This window comes from Amycolatopsis keratiniphila subsp. keratiniphila (genome assembly GCF_001620365.2).
In the GTDB taxonomy this organism is placed as follows: Bacteria; Actinomycetota; Actinomycetes; order Mycobacteriales; family Pseudonocardiaceae; genus Amycolatopsis; species Amycolatopsis keratiniphila.
This window is the reverse complement of sequence record NZ_LQMT02000019.1, coordinates 386,903-410,267: the sequence shown is the minus strand read 5'-3', so window position 1 is coordinate 410,267 and position 23,365 is coordinate 386,903. Positions and strand designations below refer to the sequence as shown.

Sequence of the window (23,365 nt, the reverse complement as noted above, 5' to 3'; positions counted from 1 at the left end):
GGTGTCCACCGCACGCGCCGAACGTCTGGTCAACCTGGTTCTGGCCCTCCTGTCCACCCGGCAGTACCTCACCGCCGAGCGGATCCGGGGCATCGTGCCCGGGTACGCCGACGCGGCCAGCGACGAGGCGTACTTCCGCATGTTCGAGCGCGACAAGACCGAACTGCGCGAGCTCGGCATCCCGCTGGAGACCGGCCGCAACTCGGCGTTCGACGCGATCGACGGCTACCGCATCGCGCGCCGCGACTACGAACTCGGCGAGATCGACCTCGCGCCCGACGAAGCGACCGCGGTCGGACTCGCCGTCCGGCTCTGGGATTCCCCGGAACTGACCGGTGAGGCCCAAGGCGCGCTGGTGAAACTTCGCGCGGCCGGCGTCGAGGTCGACGACCACGCTCCGACCGTCGTCGAACCCCGTGTCCGGGCCGAGCCGGCGTTCGGCCCGCTGCTGGCCGCCGTCCAAGCCGGACAGGCGGTGCGTTTCGAGTACCGCCGCAGTGGTTCGGCCGAGCGCAAGATCCGCACCCTCGAACCGTGGGGCGTGGTGTCGTGGAAGGGCCGCTGGTACGTCGTCGGGCATGACAGGGACCGTGGCGCGTCCCGTTGCTTCCGCCTCTCGCGCGTGACCGGGAAGGTCGACGCCTTCGGGGAAACCGGCGTCGTCGAACGCCCGGAAGGGGTCAATCTGCTGAAGATGGTCTCCGCCAGCAGCGGCGAGGACCCGTCCGCGCCGACCATCGCCAGTGTCTGGGTCGCCGACGGCCGGGCCGCCGGGGTCCGCCGCCGCGGCCGGGTGGTCGGCCGCAGCGACGCCGGGGGAGAAGAAGGCGACCTCGTGGAAATCGAGCTGTACTACCCGGAATCCGCCGCGGACTGGCTCACCGCCCACGGCCCGGACGTCCTCGTCCTCGAACCCGAGGTGCTCGCGAAGTCGGTCTTCAGCCGTCTCGAAGCCATCGCGCACGCGGGTGGTGCCCGATGAGCACCACCGGACGGATGCCGCGCCTGCTCGCGCTCGTGCCTTATCTCCTCGCCCGGCCCGGCATCAAGATCGACGACGCCGCCCACGACTTCGACGTCACGCCCAAGCAGCTCCGCAAGGACCTAGAGCTGCTGTGGATGTGCGGGCTGCCCGGCTACGGGCCCGGCGACCTGATCGACCTCTCCTTCGAGGGCGACACGATCGTCGTCACGCACGACGCCGGGATGAACCGTCCGCTGCGGCTCACCGGCGGCGAGGCGACGGCCATGCTCGTCGCGCTGCGAGCCCTGGCCGAGACACCCGGTGTGGTCGACGCCGACGCGGTCCGCCGCGCCATCGCGAAGATCGAGGTCGCCGCGGGGCAGGCACAGCCGTCGGGGATCGTCGTCGGCGGGGGAGTACGCGAGGGCAGGAAGACCGCGGGAACGCGCGAAGCCGTCCGGTCCGCTCTCACCGCGAAGCGCGCTTTGCGGATCCGGTACTACACCGCGTCGAAGGACGAGATCACCGAACGCACCGTCGATCCCATGCGGCTGCTCATCGTCCAGGCGGTCGGCTACCTCGAAGCGTGGTGCCGCCGCGCGGAGGGTGTCCGGCTGTTCCGGCTCGACCGCATCGACGAGCTCACCGTGCTCGACGAACCCGCCGTCCCGCCGGCGCACGCCCAGCCCACTGACATTTCCGATGGTGTTTTCCGGCCGCGTCCCGACCAGCAGGAAGCCGTCCTCGTCCTCGATCCCGACACACGCTGGGTAGCCGAGTACTACCCGTGCGAAGAGCTCGACGAGCTCGACGGCGGGCGGCTGCGCATCCGGATGCGTTACGCCGACGAGTCCTGGATGGTCCGGCTGATCCTCGGCCTCGGCGGAGACGCGCAGGTCGAGAGCCCGGCCGCGCTCGGAGAGGCAGTTCGTCGACGAGCGGCCGACGCACTGGCCCGGGCTCGTCACCTAACGTCAACCTACGAGCAGTAGGGTGACGCCGTGTCGTACCTGCCGAGCATCGCGCTCGCCATCGCCGGGCTGATCCTGCTCTTTGTTCTGCTAATCAAATTACGCAGAGTCTTGCGCGTGCTCACCCATACGATGAGCATGGTGGCTACGAACACCCGAAAACGGACAGGGCTCCTTCGTGCCAGGTCGGCCGCGCTACGCGTGGCGATCGCGCAACGACGTGGGCTCGAAGACCGGTAACATCACCTACGACAGACTCGAGAAGGAGGCCGCAAACGATGAACGCGCTGCAGCCGTGGCACATCATCATCCTGGTGCTCGTCGTTGTTCTGCTGTTCGGCGCCAAGAGGCTTCCGGACGCCGCGCGGTCCATCGGCAAGTCCATGAAGATCTTCAAGGCCGAGACCAAGGACATGGCCGGGGACAAGGACAAGGCCGCCGAGACCGAAGAGGTCGAGACCAAGCAGCTGCCGCAGGCCACCACGCCCGCGCCCGCCGCGAGCGCGCAGGACAAGCAGGTCGCCGACCTCCAGCGTCAGCTCGACGAGCTCAAGAAGCAGCAGGCCGCCACGCCCGCTCCGGCCGAGCAGGCGCAGAAGAACGCCAGCTGAGCGGTCTTTAGTTAGCCAAGCGGAGCCTGTTCGCGGATGAGCGCGCCGGAGACCCGGCGCGCTCATGGTGGACCCTGACGAGAACGGACTGTCCAGTGGCGGATTCCGCCTCCGGTGAGGAGCGCCGCGGCTCGAAGCGGCGCAAGCGCAGCCGTCGGACCAACCCCGACGGCACGATGACGCTCATCGAGCACATCTACGAGTTCCGCCGCCGTCTGGGCTTCGCGCTGCTCGCTCTCGTCGTCGGCGGGATCTTCGGTTTCATCTGGTTCCAGACGACGCTGGGCCCTGTCCCATCTCTGGGCAAGTTGCTGGTCGATCCTTACTGCGCCATTCCCGCGGACCGTCGGTTCGGCGGGAGCGAAGGCGACTGCAAGCTTCTGCAGACCGTGCCCTTCGAAGCGTTCATGACGCAGTTGAAGGTCGGTCTCGCGGGTGGCGCGGTGCTGCTTTCGCCGGTGTGGCTCTATCAAATCTGGGCGTTCATCGCGCCCGGTCTCTACTCGAAGGAGCGCAAGTACGCGCTCACCTTCGTCGCGTTCGCTTCGGCGCTCTTCGCCGCGGGCGCCGTGCTGGCGTACCTCCTCGTCCCGCACGCTCTCGAACTGCTGATGAACTTCGGTGGCGACCAGTTCATCACCGCGCTCACCGCGGACAAGTACGTCTCGTTCATCCTGTCGCTGCTGGTGATCTTCGGCGTCAGTTTCGAACTCCCGCTGCTCGTGGTGATGCTGAACCGCGTCGGCGTCCTGAAGTACCAGACGCTGAAGAAGTGGCGCCGCGGCCTGATCATGGTCGTGTTCGTCTTCGCCGCCTTCGCGACGCCCGGTTCGGACCCGTTCTCGATGCTCGCCCTGGCGGGCGCGCTGGTGGTGCTCCTGGAGCTCTCCATCCAGATCGCACGCTTCCACGACCGCAAGCTCGACAAGGAACGCGGCACCGAGGGCTGGGACCAGCTCGCCGACGACGAGGCCGCGCCGTTCGACTACACGCCGAGCACGATCGACGAGGAGCCGTCGGCCGCCACCAACGGCAAGCGCACCAGCACCGACGACGTCACCTGAGCCGGGGATGCACGCGGCGCTGGCCGTCCACCCCGCCTCGGGTAACGGGGCCGCGGAACGGCTGATGGAGTCGGTCGCGGCGCGGCTGCGGCCCGTCGTCGACCGGCTCGACGTCCTCGTGGCCCACACGGTCGAGGAATCCCGCGCGCTGATGACCGACTCGCGCGCGGCCGGTCTGGACGTCCTCGTCGTGCTCGGCGGTGACGGGGCCGCGCACCAGGGCGTTCAGTTCTGCGCCGAATCCGGTGTCGCGCTCGGGCTCGTCCCCGCGGGCACGGGCAACGACTTCGCCAGGGCGCTGGACATCCCCGAACGGCCGCATGCCGCCGTCGATCTCGTCGCCAGGCGGATCGCGGAGGGAAAACGGCGCCGGGTGGATCTCGGGCGGGCCGGTGGCGAATGGTTCGCCACCGTGCTGTGCTCCGGCTTCGACGCGCTGGTCACCGAACGCGCCAACCGGCTGACCTGGCCGCGCGGCCCGCGCCGCTACGACGTCGCGATCATGGCCGAACTCGCCGCGTTCCGGCCCCGGCCGGTGGTGCTCCGCACGGACGTCGAGACACTCGAGCTCGACGCAACCATGATCGCCGTCGGCAACACCCCGTACTACGGCGGCGGCATGCCGATCTGCCCCGGAGCCGATCCTGAGGACGGCCTGTTCGACGTCACGGTCGTGGGCAACGCGACCCGGCGCGACCTGCTCCGCATGCTGCCCGGTGTCCGCTCCGGGCAGCACATCGCGCATCCGGCGGTCCGGACCCTCAAAGCCGCCCAGATCCACCTGGCGGGCAGCGACCTGCCCGTCTACGCCGACGGCGAGCCGCTGGGCAGGCTGCCGCTCGACGTCACCTGCGTCCCCGGGGCGCTCACCGTCGTCGGGTGAGCCCGGCGTAGTCGCCCGCCCGCCACACCTGCGCGCGGAATGTCGCGGCCGGCATCAGGTCGCCGCGCGGGAAGAACACGCCGCCGCAGCGATGGCAGAACCACGCCTGCCGCCAGTACGCCAGCGCGTCCGGGATACCCCGCCGGATCCGCGCGTTGCGCCGCAACCGGAGCACGAACAGCACGGCGAACAAGGCGACCAGCGCGAAGGCGCCGAAGGGGAAGATCCAGGCACCGATGGCCGCACCGACCTGGCCGCTCGCGGTCGGCGCGGGGTTCTCGGCGAGCGAGTCGGTGGCGAACGAGACGAACGCGAACGCCGGGATCAGCAGGACCAGGGCGAGCGCCAGGAAGCACCCACCGCCGCGGAGCACCGGATACGGGTTGAGCGACGCCGCGGTCGCGGTCACCGACACACCCGTGTGCGTCGTCGCGGTGTAGACCACGCCGTCGCCCGCCGGGATCGCCGTCATGCCGCCTTGCACCCGGTAGGTCGTCTGGCCGCTCTGGAACACCGCCGGCACGCTCTGCACCTGGTCGACCTGCGCGCATTGCGGGCAAGCGATCTCCATGGCGTCCCCTCTCGATCTCGAATCCGCCCCTTGGATGACAGAGACGTGGCGGCCGTTCCCGAGATCGTCACACCGAGTGCGAACTGTCGGTGGGGTATGGAACCCTGACGAAGTGGTCAATAGCCCTTCTCAGACCCCGGCCGAGGCCTACGCGGCCTCCCAGCGCCGCGCTCGATACCCCCAGCTGACCCGCTTCGCGGCCGAGTCGTCGTTCGAGTTCGACGACTTCCAGGTCCGCGGCTGCGAGGCGCTCGAAGACGGTCACGGTGTGCTCGTCTGCGCGCCCACCGGCGCCGGGAAGACCGTGGTCGGCGAGTTCGCGGTGCACCTCGCCCTCGCCGAGGGGCGCAAATGCTTCTACACGACGCCGATCAAGGCGTTGTCGAACCAGAAGTACGCCGACCTCGTCGGCCGCTACGGCGCCGACGCGGTCGGCCTGCTGACCGGCGACACGTCGGTCAACGGCAACGCGCAGGTCGTGGTCATGACCACCGAGGTCCTGCGCAACATGCTCTACGCCGGGTCTTCGACCATCGGCGAGCTCGCGTACGTGGTGATGGACGAGGTCCACTACCTCGCCGACCGGTTCCGCGGCGCCGTCTGGGAAGAGGTCATCCTCCACCTGCCCGAGCACGTCCGCGTCGTCGGCCTGTCGGCCACGGTGAGCAACGCCGAGGAGTTCGGCGAGTGGCTCGTCGAGGTCCGCGGCGACACCACCGTCGTCGTCGACGAGCACCGCCCCGTGCCGCTGTGGCAGCACATGCTGGTCGGCAACCGGCTGCTGGACCTGTTCGCCGGCCAGGAGGAACACGCGCCGGGCACCGAACTGCGGATCAACCCCAGCCTGTTGCGGCGCACCGAGGAGGTCGGCGGACGTTTCGCCCCGGCCGGATTGCGGGGACCGCGCGGGCGGCGAGGCGCGCCGTCACGGATGCCGCGGTTCCGGCCGACGTCGCGCACGGACACGGTCGAGCGGCTGGACAACGCCGGTCTGCTCCCCGCCATCGTGTTCATCTTCTCCCGCGCCGGCTGCGACGCCGCCGTCGGTCAGTGCGTCCGGTCCGGCCTGCGGCTCAACGGCCCCGAGGAGGTCGAGAAGGTCCGCCGGATCGTCGCCGAGCGCACCAAGGACCTGCCCGAAGGCGACCTCGGCGTCCTCGGCTACTGGGAGTGGCGCGAGGCGCTCGAGCGAGGCATCGCCGGACACCACGCCGGGCTGCTCCCGGCGTTCAAGGAGACCGTCGAGGAGCTGTTCGTCCAAGGGCTGGTGAAGGTCGTCTTCGCCACCGAGACGCTCGCTCTCGGCATCAACATGCCCGCGCGCACCGTGGTGCTGGAAAGGCTGGTCAAGTACAACGGCGAGGCGCACGTCGACCTGACGCCGGGGGAGTACACGCAGCTCACCGGCCGGGCCGGGCGGCGCGGGATCGACGTCGAAGGCCACGCGGTCGTCGTCTGGCAGCCGGGGATCGACCCGAAACAGGTCGGGGGTCTGGCCTCGACCAGGACTTATCCGCTGCGGTCGTCGTTCCGGCCCGGGTACAACATGGCGGTCAACCTGGTCGCCCAGGTCGGCGCCGAGGCCGCCCGCGATCTGCTGGAACAGTCGTTCGCGCAGTTCCAGGCCGACCGGTCGGTGGTCGGGACGGCGCGGCGGATCGAGCGGAACAAGGAGGCCCTGCGGGGTTACACCTCCGCCATCACCGGCGATTTCGACCAGATGCTGGAGTACGTCGAGCTGCGGGCGAAGATCTCGGCGCGGGAGAAGGCGCTTTCGCGGCAGAACACCTCCGCCCGCCGGGCGGGCACCGCCGAGTCGCTGGAGAAGCTCCGCAAGGGCGACGTCATCGCCGTGCCCGCGGGACGGCGTGCCGGGCTGGCCGTCGTCGTCGACCCGGGGCTCGACCCGATCCGCGAGCCGCGGCCCGTCGTGGTCACCGAGGATCGTTGGTCCGGACCGCTTTCGGTCTCGGATTTCCCGTCGCCGGTCGAGGCACTCGGGAACATCAAGCTGCCGAAGCACATCGAGCTTCGCTCACCCAAGACAAGGCGCGACATCGCTTCGAGCCTGCGCAACGCGGGAATCTCCTTGCCCGGCAGGCAAAAGCGCCGCGCCGGGGCCAATGAGGACGGTGAGCTGGCCGCGCTGCGGCGGGCGCTGCGCGCGCATCCGTGCCACGGTCTGGCCGAACGCGAGGCGAACCTGCGCTGGGTCGAGCGATACCAGCGGCTCACGGCCGAGACCGAGCAACTGGAACGCAAGGTCGCCGCGACCACGCACTCGCTGGCGCGTGCCTTCGACCGGATCCTGCGGCTGCTCGGCGAGCGCGGTTACCTCGGCCCCGCGTCGAAGGGCGACGGCGAGGACCGGGTCACCGAACACGGCAAGCGGCTCACCCGCCTCTACAGCGAGTCGGATCTGCTGGCGGCCGAATGCATCCGGCACGACGTCTGGAAGGGCCTGGCTCCCGCCGAACTCGCGGCCGTGGTCTCGACGCTGGTCTTCGAGGCACGCCGGGACACCGCGGGGGAGCCTCGCTTGCCCGCGGGCAAGGTCGTCGACGCCTGGCAGGCGACCACGCGCCTGTGGATGGAGCTCACCGAAGACGAGCGAAGGCACAAACTGGACCGCACCCGCGAGCCCGACGCCGGTTTCGCCTGGCCCGTCTACCGGTGGGCGCGCGGCGAATCGCTGGAGAAGGTCCTCACCGCCGCCGAAGCGAACGGGCAGGAGCTCTCGGCCGGTGACTTCGTGCGGTGGTCGCGTCAGGTCATCGACCTGCTCGACCAGATCCGCGACGTCCTCGGCAAAGCGGATCCGGTCGGGGCGGCGGCTTCGGACGCGGTGAAGGCGCTGCGGCGCGGGGTCGTGGCGGCCGGCGGCGCGTGACCGGCCGGGACGGTCAGCCAAGGGTGTCACGCGTGTCGTCCGTCCAGTCACGCGTGTCGTCCGTCTGATCACGCGCGCCGTCCCCTGGAACACGCGGAACCGCCGAAGCGATACCGGACTTCAAGCTCGTGCGACTCGGTTCGCGGGCGAGTGGGGAGGGAGTCGACAATGTCGGAATCTGGACGTTGAACGTCCCGATCTCCACATAGTCGAGGGATCTCCCAGTCTCGGAGCTTGATCAACGGAAGAATGGGGACACTCAACGTCCCCGATCCTCCGGTGATCAAGCCCGTGCGACCCGGTCCGCGGCCGAGTGGGGAGGTGAACACAGGCCGACCGGAGCCATCCTTGGCCTTTCAGGAGGATTGGGCTGACCGGCGGAACGGACGCGCCTCCGGTGTGAGCACGGTCGCGGAGAGTTGGCCCGACACCACCCGGGAACAGTGGGCAGGGGCGCCGACCTGTGGTTGGATCGCCCACGACGGCCATGCAGGTCGGCCGGTGACGATGGCGGAACAGGCGGAGGCGAACGATGAGCACGCCGTATGGCGGCAACGACCCGCAGCAGCAGCCCCAGTGGGGGCAGCAGCCGGGCTACGGCCAACAGCCGGGCGGCGCTCAACCGCCGAGCGGCCCGCAGCAGCAGCCGCAATGGGGCCAGCAGCCGCAGTACGACCCGTCGCAGACGCAGCAGCAACAGCCTCAGTGGGGTCAGCAGCCCGCGCCGTACGACCCGTCTCAGCAACAGCCCGGGTATCCGCAGCAGGATCCTTCCCAGACGCAGCAACAGCAGCCTCAGTGGGGCCAGCAGCCGCAGTACGGTCAGCAGCCGGGGTATCCGCAGAGCGGGCCCCAGCAGCAGCCTGGCTACCCGCAGAGCGGCCCGCAGCAGCAGCCCCAGTACGGGCAGCAACAAGGCCAGTACGACTACGGCCAGAGCCAGTTCCCGGGAACCCAGGGCGAGGCACAGGACAAGCCGAAGTCCAAGAAGGGCCTGTTCATCGGGATCGGCGCGCTCGTGGTGATCATCGCCGCGGTGGGCATCCTCGGGTTCGTCACGCCGGGCTGGTTCAACACCCAGGTGTTCAACAACACCCAGATGCAGACCGACGTGCAGAAGCTGCTCACCGAGACCTACGGGATCAAGGAGATCAGCGCGGTCACCTGCCCCTCCGGCCAGGAGGTCAAGGACGGCGTGAAGTTCACCTGCACCGCCACGATCGAGGGCAAGCCGCAGGAGGTGCCGATCACCGTGAAGGGTGACACCGGCAACTACGAGGTCTCGCCACCCGCCACCACCAAGTAAACCGCGGGCGCCGGGCACGGTCGATCCTGCATGATCGTGCCATGAGCGACTTTTCAGTGCGGCTGCTGCGGTCCGACGAGGAACGGGCCGCGACGGATCTGTTCAGGCGGGCCTTGCACGTCAAGGAGATGACCGACGAGGAATGGTCGGCCATCGCCCCGTCGATGCAGCCGGACCGTGGGTTCGGCGCGTTCGACTCGGAGCTGATCGGCACTCTCCGGTCCTTCGATTCGGAAGTGACGCTGCCCGGCGGCGGCACCACGCCGCTCGCCGCGGTCAGTCTGGTCGGCGTCCGCGCCGATCGCATCCGTCGTGGCGTGCTGACCGCGCTGATGCGTGCCCAGTTCGAGGATTTCGCCGCCCGTGGCGTTCCCGCGGCGATGCTGCACGCGTCCGAGGGCGCCATCTACGGCCGGTTCGGGTACGGCGTCGCGGTGCGGGCGAAATCTATCGAGGTCGACCGGCGCCGTGCCCGGTTCCGTCCCGAAGTGCCCGCGGGTGGGCAGATCTCCCTCCTCGATCTCGAGAACACCATCGAGCAATGGCCCGTGCTCTTCGACGCGGTCCCGCGCACCCGGCCCGGCATGATCTCGCGGAGTCCTCATCTGTGGCCGGGCTACGAACGCGAAGTGCGACGGGCGACAACGCCGGTGACGACGGCGGTGCACAGCGGCCCGGACGGCACCGACGGTTTCGTCACCTACACCGTCGAGCGAGCCCATTTCGGCGCCCCGGCACTGCTGAAGGTCCAGTCCTTCCACTACGCGAATCCCGACGCGTTCGCCGGGTTGTGGCGCTACCTGCTGTCCGTGGACCTGATCGACCAGGTCACCGCCGAGAAAAGGCCGCTCGACGAACCGGTCGAGCTGCTGTTCACCGATCCGCGTGACGTGGCGGTGCAGAAGGTCCAGGACGAAGGCTGGTTCCGGCTGGTCGACGTCGAGCGGATGCTCGGCGCCCGCACGTATCGGGGTGAGCCGGTCGTCATCGAGGTCACCGATCCCTTCCTGGAGCACAACTCCGGCCGCTACCGCCTGTCCGAGGACGGCGCCGTCCGCACCACCGATCCGGTGGATCTCGAGCTGCACGCCGACACCCTTTCCATGGTGTACCTCGGCGGCTGGCGTCCCTCGGATCTCGCGTTCGCCGGACGCGTCCGTGCCACGAGTGAGAGCGTCCTGGAGCGAGCGGACCAGCTGTTCGGCACGCGGGTGAACCCCTGGTGCGGTACCTTCTTCTGACGTTGGATGATCACACCGGTGGGGGTGGAGAAGCTTGAGCAGGCGAGCCGTCGCGACGGTCGGTCTGTGTGGTGCCGCTTTCGCGGTGCTGGTGGCGTGTTCGGACACGCCGGCACCCGCGCCGGCGACGAAGACCGTGACGGTCCCGCCGACGTCGAGAGCTTCGTCGAGCGCGCCCGCGACCTCCGGCGGTTCGTCCTCCAACGCTCCGGGCAGGGTCTTCGACCCGAGGACGATGCAGGCGGACGTGCGGAAGATCCTCACCGAGACCTATCAGGTGAACGAGGTCGGCGACGTGCTGTGCCCGTCGAACCAGAAGGTCGAGGACGGCAGCACGTTCACCTGCACCGTGCAGGTCGGTGGGGAGGGAAAGACCGTCACGATCACCGTCACCGGTGAGGACGGCCGCTACGAGGTCGGCGCGCCCGGCTGAAAACCGGTTGGGGCTTTCCGAGGCCGGACGGCAGGATCCACGGTATGAGCGAATTCCTGGTGCGTGCCGTGGCCGAAGGCGAACAGCGAGCCTGTCTCGACGTCCTGTCGGAGTCGTTGCACGGCAAGCCCGCCACGGACGAGGTCTGGGCGAAGATGGCTCCGTCCTGGTCCGCCGCCGGTAAGTTCGCCGCGTTCGACGAGCATGGCGCCCCGGTGGGGATCGCGAGTTCGTTCGACGTCGAGCTGACCGTCCCGGGTGGACGGAAGCTGGTCACGGCGGCCGTCGACGGTGTCGGTGTCCGTGCCGACTGGACGCGCCGCGGCATCCTCACCGAGATGATGGCCGTGCAGCTGGAGGATTTCGCGGCGCGAGGTGTCCTGCTGGCGGCGTTGCACGCTTCCGAAGCCGTCATCTACGGCCGCTTCGGGTACGGCCCGGCGACTTTCGGCAAAGGGGTGTCCATCGAGCGTCCCCGTGCCCGGCTTCGGGACGGCGTGGGCCGGGACGGCGTGGTCAGGTTCATCACCCCCGCCGAAGCGGTGGAGCGCGTTCCCGCGCTGTACCAACGTTTCGAGGGAGCGCGACCGGGGTTCGTCTCCCGTCCGGCGGCCTGGTGGCCGGGCTTCTTCGAGCGGGTGGTGAAGGGGAACGACGGCTACCGGGTGGCGGTCCACAGTGGACCCGACGGTGACGACGGTTTCGTCGTTTACCAGAGCATCGACGCGCGTGACAGGCTGGCGCCGGAGCGTGGGGCGATCCTGGACATCCGCGAACTCCATGCCGCGACACCACAGGCCTGGGCGGCACTGTGGCGTTTCCTGCTGTCGATCGACCTGGTTTCGGCCGTCGCCGGACGGGGCCGCCCGCTGGACGAGCCGATCGCCGAACTGCTCACCGACCCGCGGGCGGTGAACACCACCGAGGTCATCGACGACCTGTGGCTGCGGCTCGTCGACGTCCTCGCGGCGTTGCGGGCGCGCTCCTACGGCAGCGCCGAACCCGTGGTGCTCGACGTGCTCGACAAGCAGCTTCCGGACAACAACGGTCGCTACGTCGTGGGCCCGGACGGCACGGAACGCACGACCGCCGAGGCCGATCTGCGGTTGGACGTGGCCACCTTGTCGTCGCTGTATCTCGGCCACGGTCTCTTCAGCGATCTGGCGTTGTCCGGTCGGGTCGAGGTGCTGGACGAGGCGGCGGTCGCCCGTGCCGACTCCCTGTTCCACACCGCGCGCTCGCCGTGGTGCGGGACGTTCTTCTAGGCACTCGCGCCCCCTCGAACTACGTGAAGGCCCCCTTCCCTCGGCTGAGCCGAGGGAAGGGGGCCTTCACGGACCTGCGGCCAACTGCCATCCGCATTCAGTAGGTAGCTAAGACATCCTTGGTTCTAACCGTCCTTACCACTCACGAGGCGGGAGCTAGGACGGATTCCGTCGCGGTTTGATCCGCACCTGCGGCAACGTGGGTGCGGGCAGCCACGCCGTGCTGCCCTGGTAGCCCTCGACCCGGCCGAACCGGTCTGCCTGCGCCTGCCATGCCTCGCGGTACTCGGCGATGTCCTCGTGGCTGCGGCCCACGAAGTTCCACCACATGACGAGTTCCTCGGTGAACGGCGTCCCGCCGAGCAGGAGCACCCGAGCGGGTTCGGTGCCGGAGTTCGTCAGCTCCAACCGCCCGGCGCCGGGCGCGAGGTAGGCGAGTTCTCCGGCACCCAGCGCGACGCCGGCGACGGTGACGGAGCCGATGTCCTGCAGGACACCGTGTTCGAAGGCCGGATCGACGTCGAGGGCCGAGGTCGCGCCGGGCTCGATGGTGAGTTCGGCGCCTAGCAGGGGAGTGAACGCCGGGACCGGCGAGGTGGTCCCGGCGAGGGTGCCGAGGAAGACCCGCGCCGTGGCGCCGGGCAGGTCGAGCAGTGGCGGCGCGTAGTGCCGGAAGTCCCGTGCGGTGTCGCGGTGTTCGCCGGGCAGCGCGATCCAGAGCTGGACGCCGTGCAGTGTCGTGGTGTCCGGTGTGGACACTTCGGAATGCGCGATGCCGTGCCCCGCGGTCATCAGGTTGAGCTCGCCCGGCCGCACCATGGCGTGGGTGCCGATGCTGTCGCGGTGCTGGATCTCGCCGCTGAACAGCCAGCTCGCGGTCTGCAATCCGGTGTGCGGATGCGGTGCGACGTCCATCCCGCCGGACGCCGAAACGTCCTGCGGGCCGTAGTGGTCGGCGAAACACCACGCGCCGATCAGTGACCGCTGCCGCTGCGGAAGGGTGCGGCGGACCCGGATCGCGCGTGGGCCGCCGAGCGGGACGTCGCGCGGGGTCAGCACGGTGACGCCTTCGCCCGGCCGTTCCTTGCACAGCAGTTCGGCCGGGTCGGCCTCGGTGTTGCTCATGACTTCGGGAGCGCGGCCAGCAGGCGCTCCACCGAACGGCCGAGATTCCAGCGTTCCGCGAGTTCCGCGACCTTGTCCGGGTCGGCGGGCTCGGACGGGACGATGTCCGGACGCGACTGCTCGACGGGCGCGTCGGCCGCCACCCGGACGACGGTCGGCGCCACCGCGAGGTAGTCGGCGGCGTCGGTCAGCCGCAGCCGGGTCTTGAGCGGGACCCGTGAGTCGCCCGCGTTCGACGCCTCGATCAGCTCCTGCAGGGAACCGAACTGGGTGATCAGCTTCGCCGCGGTCTTCTCGCCGATCCCGGCGACACCGGGCAGCCCGTCGGACGGGTCGCCACGCAGCGCGGCCATGTCGGCGTATCCGGGACCGGCGTTCCCGGCCGGGATCCCGTACTTCTCGGCGATTTCGTCCGGTCCGAGGACTTCGGCCTTGTTCCAGCCCTTGCCGACATAGATGACCACTGTGGACGTCGGCTCACGCCGCACCAGTTGGAACAGGTCGCGGTCACCGGTGATGACCTCGACCGGCGAGTCCTGCTCCCGGATCGCGAGGGCGCCGATGACGTCGTCGGCCTCGTATCCGGCCGCCTCGGCCGTCGCGATGCCGAAGGCCTCCAGCAGTTCGAGGATGATCGGGACCTGCGGGGTCAGCGTGTCCGGCACCTCTTCGACGTCGCTGCCTTCCGGAACTTCTTCGGCGACTCGGTGCGCCTTGTAGCTGGGCAGCAGATCGGTGCGGAACTTCGGCCGCCAGTCCGCGTCGAGACAGGCCACGAGCCGGGAGGGCCGCCGGTCGACGAGGATCCGCGCGATCGTGTCGGTGAACCCGCGCACGGCGTTGACCGGTGTCCCGTCCGGGGCGGTCATCGAGTCGGGCAGGGCGTAGAACGAGCGGAAGTAGAGGCTCGCGGAATCGAGGAGAGCGAGTGGTCCGGTCACGCGGACAGCCTGCCATGTCCCGCGCCGGATGTCCGTGAAGGACCCGACCCCCAGCCGGGTCCTCCACGGACGGCGTCAGGCCGCGTAAGGCCGCACCCGGCGTGCGTCGCGGAGGGCGTTGGCCCACCAGTTCAGCTGGTCGAGCAGCGTGGTGGCCGCGGCGGAAGCGCCTTCGAAGTCGTCGTGCGCGCCGTCCTGGCCGAAGTGGTTCCAGGCGTACGGGAAGCTCACGGTCTCGCGGATGGTGGCGGCGTGGAGCTCGGCGAAGACCGGGCGCAGGTGTTCCACCGCGCGCAAGCCGCCCGAGATCCCGCCGTAGGAGACGAAGGCGACCGGCTTGCCGTGCCACTCGGGGCCGGTGGCGTCGAGCGCGGTCTTGAGCGGGCCGGGGTAGCTGTGGTTGTACTCGGGGACGATCACGACGACGGCGTCCGCGCCGTCGACGCCGGGGGAGAGGTCGCCCGGGGATTCGGCGAGGTCGATGACGGACAGGGTGACGTCGTCGCGCTGTTTGGCGCGGTCGAGGAACCAGTTCGCGACGACGGGGGCGAAGCGGCCCTCGCGGACGCTGCTGATCACGACGGCGAGCTGATAAGGCGAGTTCGTTGTCATGGGCAAGACCGTAAAACCTATAGTTAAGTTGAAGTCAAACTCCAGAATCGGCCTTCTTGCTGAAATCAATCGCAGAGAACTCTTTGCGATGTAGGGTCGCCGGTATGGGGAAGAGCGAGAGATATCTCGCGCGGATCGACGGGCGCCTTCTGCGGGCGTTGTCGCATCCACTGCGGGTCAGGCTCTTGGAGCTGCTGCGGGATGACGGTCCGGCGACGGCGTCCGGCCTGGGAAAACGGCTGGGGGAGAGTTCCGGTACCACCAGCTGGCATCTGCGCCAGCTGGCCGAATCCGGGCTGATCGCGGAGGACGCCGAACGCGGCAGCAGACGCGACAGGTGGTGGAAGGCCGTGCGCGAGGGGGACCGGATGCCCGCCGCGGACTTCGTCGACGATCCCGGCCTGGCCGGTGACTCGTCGCTCTCCCTGACGCCCGGCGAAGCGGCCGCGTTGAGAGGCGAGATCCTCGAGTTGATCAAGCGCTATCGCCGCCCTGCCAAGGAGGGTGACACCCAGGTCCGGGTGCACTGGGCGGCCGTCCCGAGGAAATCCCGGCCGGAAACGCCATGAGCCGGATGCCACTGGGGGCCTTGGTCGTGGCGTCCGGATTCTCGTCGGCCGGCGTGATGATGACGCTGCTCGCGATTCCCTGGTTCGTCCTGCAGAGCACCGGCAGCGGCACCAAAACCGGCATGGTCACCGCGGCCGAGGTGCTGGGCCTGATGGTCGCCGCATTGCTGGGCGGGCCGGTCGTGGACCGGGTCGGCCCCCGCCGGGCCAGTGTCGGCGCCGATCTGCTGACCACCGTGACGGTGCTCCTGATCCCGCTCGCGACGGCCACCACCGGGCTCAGCCTGCCCGGGCTCATCGCGTTGTCGTTCGTGATGGGCGTTTCCCGCGGCCCCGCCGACACGGCGAAACAGGTGCTGCTTCCCGGAGTCGCGGAACTCGGCGATATCCGCGTAAGTCGGGCTGCGAGCGCCGTCGAGGCGGCGATGAGAACCGGCAGGATGGCGGGCGGACCAGCCGCCGGCGCGCTGATCGCGGTGATCGGGCCCATTCCGGTCCTGTTCGTCGACGCGGGCGCGCTTCTGGTGTCCGCGGCGCTGATCTTCGCGCTCACCCCGGTCGCGGCCGGCCCGCCGCGGCCGCCGTCGGGCGGATACCTCAAGCAACTGCGCGAAGGGCTCGGCTACGTCAAACGCGACGCGGTGCTGCGTGCGATCGTCGGCATGCTGATGCTCACCAACAGCCTCGACTTCGGGCTGCTCGGCGTCCTGTATCCGGCCTACGGCGACCAGGTCCTGCACAGCACCGCCCTCATCGGCGCGATGATCACCGCGGTCGCGGCGGGGGCGCTGCTCGGCTCGGCGATCTACGGCTGGGTCGGCCACCGGTTCTCCCGCCGGGCGGCGATCCTCGTCGCCGTCGGCATCGAGGGTGCGCCGAGGTTCGCCTTGCTCGCGCTGGAACCCGCGCCGCCGGTCCTGCTCGCCGGCCTGGTGGTCGCCGGGATCGGGGCGGGCGCGCTGAACCCGATCCTGCTGCCCGTGGTCTACGAACGGGTTCCCGAAGCCGTCCGCGGCCGCGTGCTCAGCCTTCTCGTGGGCGGGGTGCTCGCCGCGATGCCGCTCGGCTCGATGGCGGCGGGCCTGCTCCTGGACGGGATCGGGCTCGTCGGCGCGCTCGCCGTGTTCGGTGGTCTGTACCTGATCGCCGGTGGCTTCCCGGCGATCTTCCGGGTCTGGCGCGGACTCGACGATCCCGCCCCGATCGGGGGTGACCGGCCGGTGAGCCAAGGGGCGCGGACCGACTAGGCTCGCCATCATGTCGCGCCGTTCCCTTCACAACCCAGCCCCCGACGCCGCCAGCCTCCGCGCCCGCCTCGACCGGGCCCGCGCCGCGGCGGCCGCCGCCGACACCGACGCCCTGCTGATCGCACCCGGCTCGGACCTGCGCTACCTCATCGGCCAGGCCGGGGGCTCCTTCGAACGGCTGACCACGCTGGTGATCCCGGCCGACGGCGTTCCGGCGCTGGTCCTGCCGAAGCTGGAGGCACCCGGCTACGCCGACGTCCCCGCCGAGGAACTCGGCATCGAGATCGTCACCTGGGTCGACGGTGACAACGCCTACGAACTCGTCGCCGACCGGCTGGGCAAGCCCGGCCGCGTGGCGGTCAGCGACTTCACCCCGGCGCTGCACGTGCTCGCCTTCCGCGGCGCGCTCGGCGACGCCGACCAGACGCTGGCCGGGCCGATCGTGCGCGAACTGCGGATGCGCAAGGACGCGGCCGAGATCCAGGCGCTGCGCGACGCGGGAGCGGCGATCGACCGCGTGCACGCCCGCGTGCACGAATGGCTGCGCCCCGGCCGCACCGAGGCCGAGGTCGGCGCGGACATCACCGCCGCCATCGTCGAAGAGGGCCACACCCACGCCGACTTCGTGATCGTGGGCTCGGGCCCCAACGGCGCCAGCCCGCACCACGACGTCTCCGAGCGGGTGATCGAGCGCGGCGACGTCGTCGTGGTCGACATCGGCGGCCCGATCGCCGAGGGCTACAACTCCGACTCCACCCGCACGTACGCGGTCGGCGAGCCGCGTGACGCCGACGTCGCCGAGACCTACGCCGTGCTGCAGCGCGCCCAGAAGGCCGCCGTCGACGCCGTCCGTCCGGGTGTCACCGCAGAGTCGATCGACGCCGCCGCGCGCGACATCATCGCGGAGGCGGGGTACGGCGAGTACTTCATCCACCGCACCGGTCACGGCATCGGCCTCGACGTGCACGAGGAGCCCTACATCATCAAGGGCAACGCGCTGCCGCTCGAGCCGGGCATGGCCTTCAGCGTCGAGCCCGGCATCTACCAGCCCGGCCGCTGGGGCGCCCGCATCGAGGACATCGTCGTGGTCACCGAGGACGGCGTCGAATCGGTCAACCAGCGTCCGCACGACCTGATCGTGCTCGACGCATGACCGGTTCCCTGGAGCCGCTGGACCAGGCCATCGTGCAGGAACTGGCCGCCGACGGGCGGCGCAGTTACACCGATCTGGCCGAACGGGTCGGGCTTTCGGTGTCGGCGGTGCACCAGCGGGTGCGCCGCCTGGAGCAGCGCGGGGTCATCCTCGGCTACACGGCGCGGCTCGACGGCGAGCAGATCGGCCTGCCGCTCACGGCGCTGATCTCGCTGACGCCGAACGACCCGGCCGCGCCGGACGACTATCCGCAGCGTCTGGAGCACATCAAGGAGATCGAGTCCTGCTACTCGGTCGCCGGCGACGAGTCGTACATCCTCCTGGTCCGGGTGGCGTCGCCGCTCGGCCTGGAGGATCTGCTCCGCCGGATCCGCGAGTCCGCGAAGGTCTCGACCCGGACCACGGTCGTGCTGTCGACGCCGTTCGAGGGACGCTCGCCCACCCTGTGAGACGAGGGAACGGGTGGGCTTGCGCGGCGCTGGTACGATAAAAGGTATGGCAACACGTAAGGTCACTCTCTCACTCGACAGTGGTGCGCTCGAGTTCGCCGAGCGGGCCGCGAAGGCACACGGGATCTCGGTCTCGTCGTGGTTGTCCAAAGCGGCCCGCAGGGAGGCCGTGCGCACCGGATACACCCCGCAGCGCGCCCCGGTCGAACCGTCCGCCGAATCGGACGAGGCCGAGCTGACCGCCGCGGAGAAGGATCTGCGTGCACAGGGGTGAAGTCTGGACGTACCACCCCCCGACCGAACCGGCACGGCAGCGCACCGTCGTCCTGCTGTCCTCGGACGGGGTGAACGAATCCGAGCGACCGTGGCTGCTCGGCACCGAACTGCTGGACCGTGATCCGCAGGACATCCTCGGTGTCGCCGTCGACGCGCGGTACTGGGTCTCCACGCTGAACCTCACGCGCCTGTACCGGCCGTGGTTCGACGAGAAGATCGCGGAGATCGACCAAGAGGTCCAGGAGCGCATCGACATCGCGTTGCGCGCCGCTCTCGACCTCTAGCGCCACCCTCGAGTTCTCCTGGTTTCGGAGCGGCTGAAGGGGACTTTCGCCGCATGCGACGCGGGTAAAGCGTCCCTCACCGCGTGAGGTGAAGGGCTCGTCTCGTGTCGCGCGCCGCTCTCGACCTCTAGCGGGCGATCACCTCGGGTGCGGCGTGCAGTTTGCCGTCGGGGCCCGAGAGGCACGACGCGTTGCCCGCGCGCGCGGCGAGGAATTCGTTGAGGCAGTTCGCGATCTGAGCGTGGCCGTTGGCGTTGGGGTGGAAGGACTCCTGCAGCGCGTGGCTCGCGCGGTCGACCTGACCGAGGTCGCGCAGTTGCAGTGTCAGCCTGCTGAACCACTCGTTCGCCGGTTCACTGCTGCACGCTTCGTGCCCGGCGCCGGCTCGCGAGAGGTCGAGGAACCGCGCGCTGGTCGCCCGCGATGCCTGTTTGAGCCCGTCCGACAGGATGGAGACGCCGTCGCGGCGCATCCACTCCAGATCCTCGGTGCGGAACGGGCAGCCGTTCAGGCTGCGCAGCGCCTCCGGGATCTGCGGGCCGACCGGCGAGGCGTACGACATCAGCACGAGCTGGTAGTCCGCCGGGACGTAACCCGCTTGCGCCAACACCTTTTTGACGTCGGCGACCGCGTTGGTCACCTTCGGCACCATGGCGTCCACTTTGGACTGCCAGGTGGTGCGAAGCGCCGCGCTGCACGGCGGGTTCTGCGGGGAGAACCACGCCTTGAAGCACTCGTTGACCTGAGCGGAGAACTTCGGCTCGTCGTTCGCGCCGATCGCGATCACCACCGCGGCGACCCGGTGATCCTTGATCAGGTTCGCGAGTTGCTGCGCCTGCGACGGCTCCGTCCACTGCTTGGCCTCGCCCAAGGCGATCTGCTCCGAGGGCGCTCCCGAACACGCGAGATTCACGCGCGCGGTGACGTCGGGGATCTTGATCTGCTCGACGAAGGCGTTGGGGGAGCGGTGGCACCAGTTGCCACCCTGCCCGTTGGTGGCGGGCGTGTAGTCGCCCGCGCCTTCGCCGGAAACGGTGCTGTCGCCGATGGAGACGACCGTCAGCGGCCCCGTCCCCGGCGGTCCTTGGCGCGGGGACGGCTGCCCTGGGCGGCTTTCCGACCCGGTAAAGGCAATGAACCCGACGAGAACCACCACGAACGTGAGCGCGAGAGCACCCCACCACCACCGGAAACGTCGCATCGTCACCGGATTCTACGGACCCCGTGGCTCGAGAGGGTGATCATGGCGGTGTGACGGTCACGATGCCCGGTCAACCCGCCTCCGTCCGGGCGGTGTCGCCCGCCAGCGATACGAACACCACCCCGCTCCGGCGCAGCCTGTGCGAAGACCGGGTCAGCCTGGTCACGCCGATACCCGCGGCGACGAGACCGAGCAGCCCTTGCACGGTCGCGGCCCGCTGGACGACGCGCGGCGTGAAGCCCGCCGCCGCGAATTCGTCGTCGTAACGGCGATGCCAGGGCTCCCAGGAACTTCGTGGGGTGAGCACCCATGGCTCGTCCGCCAGGTCCGCGAGCTTCAGTTCGGCCGCGGCCGCGAGCCGATGTCCCTCCGGGAGGACGGCGCAGACCTCCTCGGTGATCAGGGTGCGGGTCTCGAAGCCCTCGATCAGGGGCGGCCTGGTGAAGCTCAGGTCGTAGCGGCCGGTGGCGAGTCCGGCGCGATCGTGCAGATGAGCTCGATGGGCGGTCAGCAGAGCCCGCCCGGCTTCGGGGCTTCCTGCTCGGCGAAGTTCGCGCTGGAGGCGATGTCGGAGTCCTTGGCGGCCGAAGTCGCGCCGTTCGGTGTGAAGCTGCTGATCGTGGAGCCCGGCGCGTTCCGGACCGAATTCGGCGGCAGCCGGTTGCACCGCTCCCGGGTGATCGACGCCTATCGCGAATCCACGGGTGACATCCGGGATTTCGTCGAGCGGATGGACGGTTCGCAGCCCGGTGACCCGGCGAAGGCCGCCGCCGCGATCCTGAAGGTGCTGGACAGCGACGACGCTGTCGACGGGCTGCGAGCCACGCACGAGGCTAGGGCGGCGGAGCTGGCCGCCTGGGAAGAGCTGAGCCGCTCCACCGCCCTCTGAATCAGCGTTTGCGCCAGACGGAGACCTCCAGGTCGGTGATCTCGTACCGGTGCCCGTCGGCGTTGGTCAGGCTCGGTTCCGTGTCTTCCGACAGCAGCTCGAACACCTCACCGAGGACGTTCGCGAGCTCGGCGGCCGACGCCCGGGGGAGTGCCACGAGCAGGAGCCCTCCGGCGCGCAGGAAGTTCTCCGAGCCGGCGAGCGGGCGCAGGTAGCCTGTGGCGCCGAGCCGGTCGAAGGCGTCCGCCACGACCACGCCGTCGAACGTGCCGAGCGCCGCGGGTGGGCGTCTGGCCTCGGCGAGCGTGAAGGACACGCCACCGCCGGGCGCGATCGACGGCCGCCGCGCATGCGGCTCCCCGCGTCCCGGCACTCGGTAGCCGACGTCCCAGCCCTCGGCGAGCCGGTCCGCCGCCGCGATGAACGCCGGCCGGTCGTCCAGGCCGACGACCTCGATCGGCCGTCCGGCCAGCGAGAACGCCAGCCCGCCCGCGGCGGTGGCGAGGTCCGCGACCCTCCGCAGCTCGACCCCGGCTTCGTCGGCGGCTTCGAAGAACCTCCGGGCCAGCCGGTCCGGATGGCCGACGGTCGCGGCCAGCGGATGCCCGGCCCGGCCGAAGACCTGTTCGGCGGTGCCGTACTGGCTGAGCAGGGTCCGGTCGAGTTCCGTCCTGGCCGCACCGTCCTCGGTGGACTCCGGCGCGACGACCAGCCGGATCCCCGCCTGCTGCAGGAAATGCGGCCGGTAGAAATGCCGCGCCCAGATGCTGCCCAGTTCGCCGGTGCTGATGTAGGCGCCGCCGAGGATCAGCTGATGTTGACCGCCGTAACTGGGCACCGAGAAGTCCTCGTAGTACGGGTGCGGGGTGAAGCCGTCGAGCGGGTTGAAGGTGTCCTCGCTCCACGCCCACAGGTTGCCGCCTGCGTCGTGCAGGCCCTGCGATGTCGTCGGCGAGTGATCGACCGGACCCTCCGAACCCCAGGCCAGGCCCAGGTTGATGCCTGTCTCACGCAGCTGCGCGCCGTCGAGCCGCATGACGACGTCGTCCGCGACGCCAGGGCGTTCGGGAAGGTCGCGCAGCAGGAAGTACTCCGCCTCGGTCGGCAGCCGGTACTCCCGTCCGTCCTTTTCGGACCGCCAGGCGGCGAAGGCCTTGGCCTCGTGGTAGTTCACCACCACCGGCCAGTCCCACGGCATGTCGATCTCGTCGAACAGCGTCCGCAACCGGAACGCGTGCAGCCCGGTCGGTCCGGTGGGCACCCAGAACCGCGGCCACTTGGTGTTGCGGAAGCGACGCCACGCCTCGCCCTCCGCCGACCACAGCTCCGGCCGCCGGTAGCCGCCGTCGGCGACGAAACCGTGGAACTCGCCGTTGCTCACCAGACAGCGGGCCGCCTCGAAGTCCGGCAGCTCTTGACGGCGCGAGCCGTACGCGCTGTCCCAGCCGTAGGACGGGAAGGACTGCGGCTTGCCCAGCCGTGCCGTTCGCCCGGGCACGGTGACGGTGTCGTTGGCGGGCACGGAACCCGGTTCGGGTTTGCCGGTCTCGCTGGTCCGGCGCAGCGGTGACGGCGCGGGCCACGCGGCGGGCCGTTCGACCAGGCTCGGCCGCATTTCGCGGATCAGCACCGAACTGGTCTCCAGATGGATGCGGTCGTGCTCGATCGCCAGCAGCAGGGCCCAGGCCTGGTCGTCCATCGTCACCGGGCGCCCGAGATCCGGGGCGAACGGGGTGCGCTCGACGATGCCGACGACCGTCCGGTACACCTCGGCGCGGTAGTCCTTCACCTCCGAAACCGACGGCCACACCATGTCGTTCTTCGACATGTCGTCCCACGAGTTCTCGTCGACGCCCATTTCCAGGACGTGTTCGAGGTAGGCGTCGATCGGCGCGTCCAGCAGCCCGGAGACCCGCAGCTTGTTGACGTACAGCGCGGTGGTGTGGCCGTAGTAGAAGATCATCGGGTGCCGCAGGTTGTGGTCCGGAGGACGGTAGAAGGCCTCCGCGCCCTTCAGTCCGGCGAACAGCACCTCGTGCAGCGTCCACGCGTTGTCGAAGTAGTCCAGCACTTCTTCTCGGCTGCACACGGAGAGGTCGGGCAGCGGCAGCGCTCTGATCTCGCCGGATTCGGCCACGCCGGGGCAGCGGCCGGGTACGGGGTGGACCCCGGTGTACCACCACTGTGGATCGCGGGCTCCGTTCAGCCGCTCGTCGGCGTGCTTTACCGCATTTCTCTCCCAAGGTTCCAAGGTGGACGTCGACGTCATGTGACCTCACTTCGGTTCTGGGGCGGGTGCCGAAACCGTCGCATCTTCGAAAAGGTCATTTCCTCTCCATTCGTGCGCTGAATCGCGCGTCGGAAGAAGCCTGGCGCGAGAGCGCAAGCGGGGAGATGCCCGGTGATCGCGATGCTGGGAC

General features: G+C 69.7%; 25 protein-coding genes. 18 read left to right on the top strand and 7 right to left on the bottom strand.

From position 1 onward, the window contains the following. Position 1 precedes the first annotated feature (1 nt). The 6 genes from AVR91_RS19995 to AVR91_RS19970 all read left to right on the top strand — a co-directional run bounded on the left by AVR91_RS19995 (position 2) and on the right by AVR91_RS19970 (position 4,493). A complete protein-coding gene (locus tag AVR91_RS19995) occupies positions 2-982 on the top strand; it encodes a helix-turn-helix transcriptional regulator (RefSeq protein ID WP_016334181.1) in 981 nt (326 codons plus the stop codon). Further along, entirely contained in the window at positions 979-1,956 is a 978-nt protein-coding gene (locus AVR91_RS19990) for a helix-turn-helix transcriptional regulator (RefSeq protein ID WP_016334182.1), read from the top strand. Before AVR91_RS19995 ends, AVR91_RS19990 begins: the two co-directional genes overlap by 4 nt. 9 nt (positions 1,957-1,965) lie before the next feature. Next, positions 1,966-2,175 carry a bacteriophage holin gene (locus AVR91_RS19985; RefSeq protein WP_063272926.1) on the top strand — a complete coding sequence of 70 codons (210 nt, stop codon included), beginning with the start codon at positions 1,966-1,968 and terminating at the stop codon, positions 2,173-2,175. 38 nt (positions 2,176-2,213) lie between these two features. Further along, positions 2,214-2,546, top strand: coding sequence for a Sec-independent protein translocase subunit TatA (gene tatA / locus AVR91_RS19980; RefSeq protein ID WP_037337552.1), 333 nt, complete (start codon positions 2,214-2,216; stop codon positions 2,544-2,546). Between the two features lie 95 nt (positions 2,547-2,641). Next, a complete protein-coding gene (gene tatC, locus AVR91_RS19975; RefSeq protein WP_063272925.1) occupies positions 2,642-3,610 on the top strand; it encodes a twin-arginine translocase subunit TatC in 969 nt (322 codons plus the stop codon). 7 nt (positions 3,611-3,617) lie between these two features. After that, positions 3,618-4,493 (top strand): diacylglycerol/lipid kinase family protein, encoded by an 876-nt coding sequence (locus tag AVR91_RS19970; RefSeq protein WP_063272924.1) that lies wholly within the window; start codon positions 3,618-3,620, stop codon positions 4,491-4,493. Here the strand turns inward: AVR91_RS19970 and AVR91_RS19965 are convergent. Then, positions 4,477-5,064 (bottom strand): hypothetical protein, encoded by a 588-nt coding sequence (locus AVR91_RS19965; protein ID WP_063272923.1) that lies wholly within the window; start codon positions 5,062-5,064, stop codon positions 4,477-4,479. The genes AVR91_RS19970 and AVR91_RS19965 overlap by 17 nt on opposite strands. 112 nt (positions 5,065-5,176) lie before the next feature. Between AVR91_RS19965 and AVR91_RS19960 the strand changes: the two genes are divergently transcribed. The 5 genes from AVR91_RS19960 to AVR91_RS19940 all read left to right on the top strand — a co-directional run bounded on the left by AVR91_RS19960 (position 5,177) and on the right by AVR91_RS19940 (position 12,199). After that, positions 5,177-7,954, top strand: a complete 2,778-nt coding sequence (locus AVR91_RS19960) for a DEAD/DEAH box helicase (RefSeq protein WP_063272922.1) — start codon at positions 5,177-5,179, stop codon at positions 7,952-7,954. 532 nt (positions 7,955-8,486) lie between these two features. Next, entirely contained in the window at positions 8,487-9,260 is a 774-nt protein-coding gene (locus AVR91_RS19955; RefSeq protein ID WP_063272921.1) for a DUF4333 domain-containing protein, read from the top strand. A 41-nt stretch (positions 9,261-9,301) separates the two neighbouring features. Next, positions 9,302-10,501, top strand: coding sequence for a GNAT family N-acetyltransferase (locus tag AVR91_RS19950; protein ID WP_063272920.1), 1,200 nt, complete (start codon positions 9,302-9,304; stop codon positions 10,499-10,501). Positions 10,502-10,535: 34 nt separating this feature from the next. Continuing rightward, the gene (locus AVR91_RS19945; RefSeq protein WP_076153261.1) at positions 10,536-10,934 is read left to right on the top strand and encodes a DUF4333 domain-containing protein; all 399 of its coding nucleotides are present in this window, start codon (positions 10,536-10,538) and stop codon (positions 10,932-10,934) included. A 44-nt stretch (positions 10,935-10,978) separates the two neighbouring features. Further along, complete coding sequence (locus AVR91_RS19940; protein WP_063272919.1) at positions 10,979-12,199, top strand: GNAT family N-acetyltransferase; 1,221 nt, start codon at positions 10,979-10,981, stop codon at positions 12,197-12,199. A 156-nt stretch (positions 12,200-12,355) separates the two neighbouring features. Here the strand turns inward: AVR91_RS19940 and AVR91_RS19935 are convergent, their stop codons facing one another. The 3 genes from AVR91_RS19935 to AVR91_RS19925 form a co-directional block, all read right to left on the bottom strand. Beyond that, complete coding sequence (locus AVR91_RS19935) at positions 12,356-13,324, bottom strand: pirin family protein (RefSeq protein ID WP_063272918.1); 969 nt, start codon at positions 13,322-13,324, stop codon at positions 12,356-12,358. Then, positions 13,321-14,265 carry a 5'-3' exonuclease gene (locus AVR91_RS19930; RefSeq protein ID WP_063272917.1) on the bottom strand — a complete coding sequence of 315 codons (945 nt, stop codon included), beginning with the start codon at positions 14,263-14,265 and terminating at the stop codon, positions 13,321-13,323. Before AVR91_RS19930 ends, AVR91_RS19935 begins: the two co-directional genes overlap by 4 nt. 75 nt (positions 14,266-14,340) lie before the next feature. Then, the gene (locus AVR91_RS19925; RefSeq protein WP_063272916.1) at positions 14,341-14,877 is read right to left on the bottom strand and encodes an NADPH-dependent FMN reductase; all 537 of its coding nucleotides are present in this window, start codon (positions 14,875-14,877) and stop codon (positions 14,341-14,343) included. Between the two features lie 104 nt (positions 14,878-14,981). On the opposite strand from AVR91_RS19925, the gene AVR91_RS19920 reads away from it, so the two are divergent. From AVR91_RS19920 to AVR91_RS19895, 6 genes are read left to right on the top strand one after another with little or no spacing between them, the layout of a single operon-like run. After that, positions 14,982-15,446 carry a winged helix-turn-helix domain-containing protein gene (locus tag AVR91_RS19920; RefSeq protein ID WP_063272915.1) on the top strand — a complete coding sequence of 155 codons (465 nt, stop codon included), beginning with the start codon at positions 14,982-14,984 and terminating at the stop codon, positions 15,444-15,446. Continuing rightward, positions 15,443-16,693 carry an MFS transporter gene (locus AVR91_RS19915; RefSeq protein WP_063272914.1) on the top strand — a complete coding sequence of 417 codons (1,251 nt, stop codon included), beginning with the start codon at positions 15,443-15,445 and terminating at the stop codon, positions 16,691-16,693. Before AVR91_RS19920 ends, AVR91_RS19915 begins: the two co-directional genes overlap by 4 nt. Positions 16,694-16,703: 10 nt before the next feature. Next, positions 16,704-17,846, top strand: coding sequence for a M24 family metallopeptidase (locus AVR91_RS19910; protein WP_063272913.1), 1,143 nt, complete (start codon positions 16,704-16,706; stop codon positions 17,844-17,846). Continuing rightward, a complete protein-coding gene (locus tag AVR91_RS19905; protein WP_063272912.1) occupies positions 17,843-18,295 on the top strand; it encodes an Lrp/AsnC family transcriptional regulator in 453 nt (150 codons plus the stop codon). The genes AVR91_RS19910 and AVR91_RS19905 overlap by 4 nt, the downstream gene beginning before the upstream one ends. A gap of 46 nt (positions 18,296-18,341) precedes the next feature. Beyond that, on the top strand, positions 18,342-18,569 hold the full coding sequence (locus AVR91_RS19900; protein ID WP_007035425.1) for a hypothetical protein: 228 nt from the start codon (positions 18,342-18,344) through the stop codon (positions 18,567-18,569). Continuing rightward, on the top strand, positions 18,556-18,855 hold the full coding sequence (locus AVR91_RS19895; RefSeq protein ID WP_005150941.1) for a hypothetical protein: 300 nt from the start codon (positions 18,556-18,558) through the stop codon (positions 18,853-18,855). Before AVR91_RS19900 ends, AVR91_RS19895 begins: the two co-directional genes overlap by 14 nt. 127 nt (positions 18,856-18,982) lie before the next feature. Here the strand turns inward: AVR91_RS19895 and AVR91_RS19890 are convergent, their stop codons facing one another. Next, complete coding sequence (locus tag AVR91_RS19890; protein ID WP_083737652.1) at positions 18,983-20,056, bottom strand: GDSL-type esterase/lipase family protein; 1,074 nt, start codon at positions 20,054-20,056, stop codon at positions 18,983-18,985. Positions 20,057-20,126: 70 nt separating this feature from the next. Further along, the gene (locus tag AVR91_RS19885; protein ID WP_267284122.1) at positions 20,127-20,483 is read right to left on the bottom strand and encodes a LysR family substrate-binding domain-containing protein; all 357 of its coding nucleotides are present in this window, start codon (positions 20,481-20,483) and stop codon (positions 20,127-20,129) included. Here AVR91_RS19885 and AVR91_RS19880 point away from each other — a divergent pair. Beyond that, a complete protein-coding gene (locus tag AVR91_RS19880) occupies positions 20,418-20,945 on the top strand; it encodes an SDR family NAD(P)-dependent oxidoreductase (protein ID WP_228709256.1) in 528 nt (175 codons plus the stop codon). The two genes, AVR91_RS19885 and AVR91_RS19880, sit on opposite strands and share 66 nt — an antisense overlap. A 1-nt stretch (position 20,946) precedes the next feature. Here the strand turns inward: AVR91_RS19880 and ovoA are convergent, their stop codons facing one another. Continuing rightward, a complete protein-coding gene (ovoA, locus tag AVR91_RS19875) occupies positions 20,947-23,214 on the bottom strand; it encodes a 5-histidylcysteine sulfoxide synthase (RefSeq protein WP_063272911.1) in 2,268 nt (755 codons plus the stop codon). Positions 23,215-23,365 lie beyond the last annotated feature (151 nt).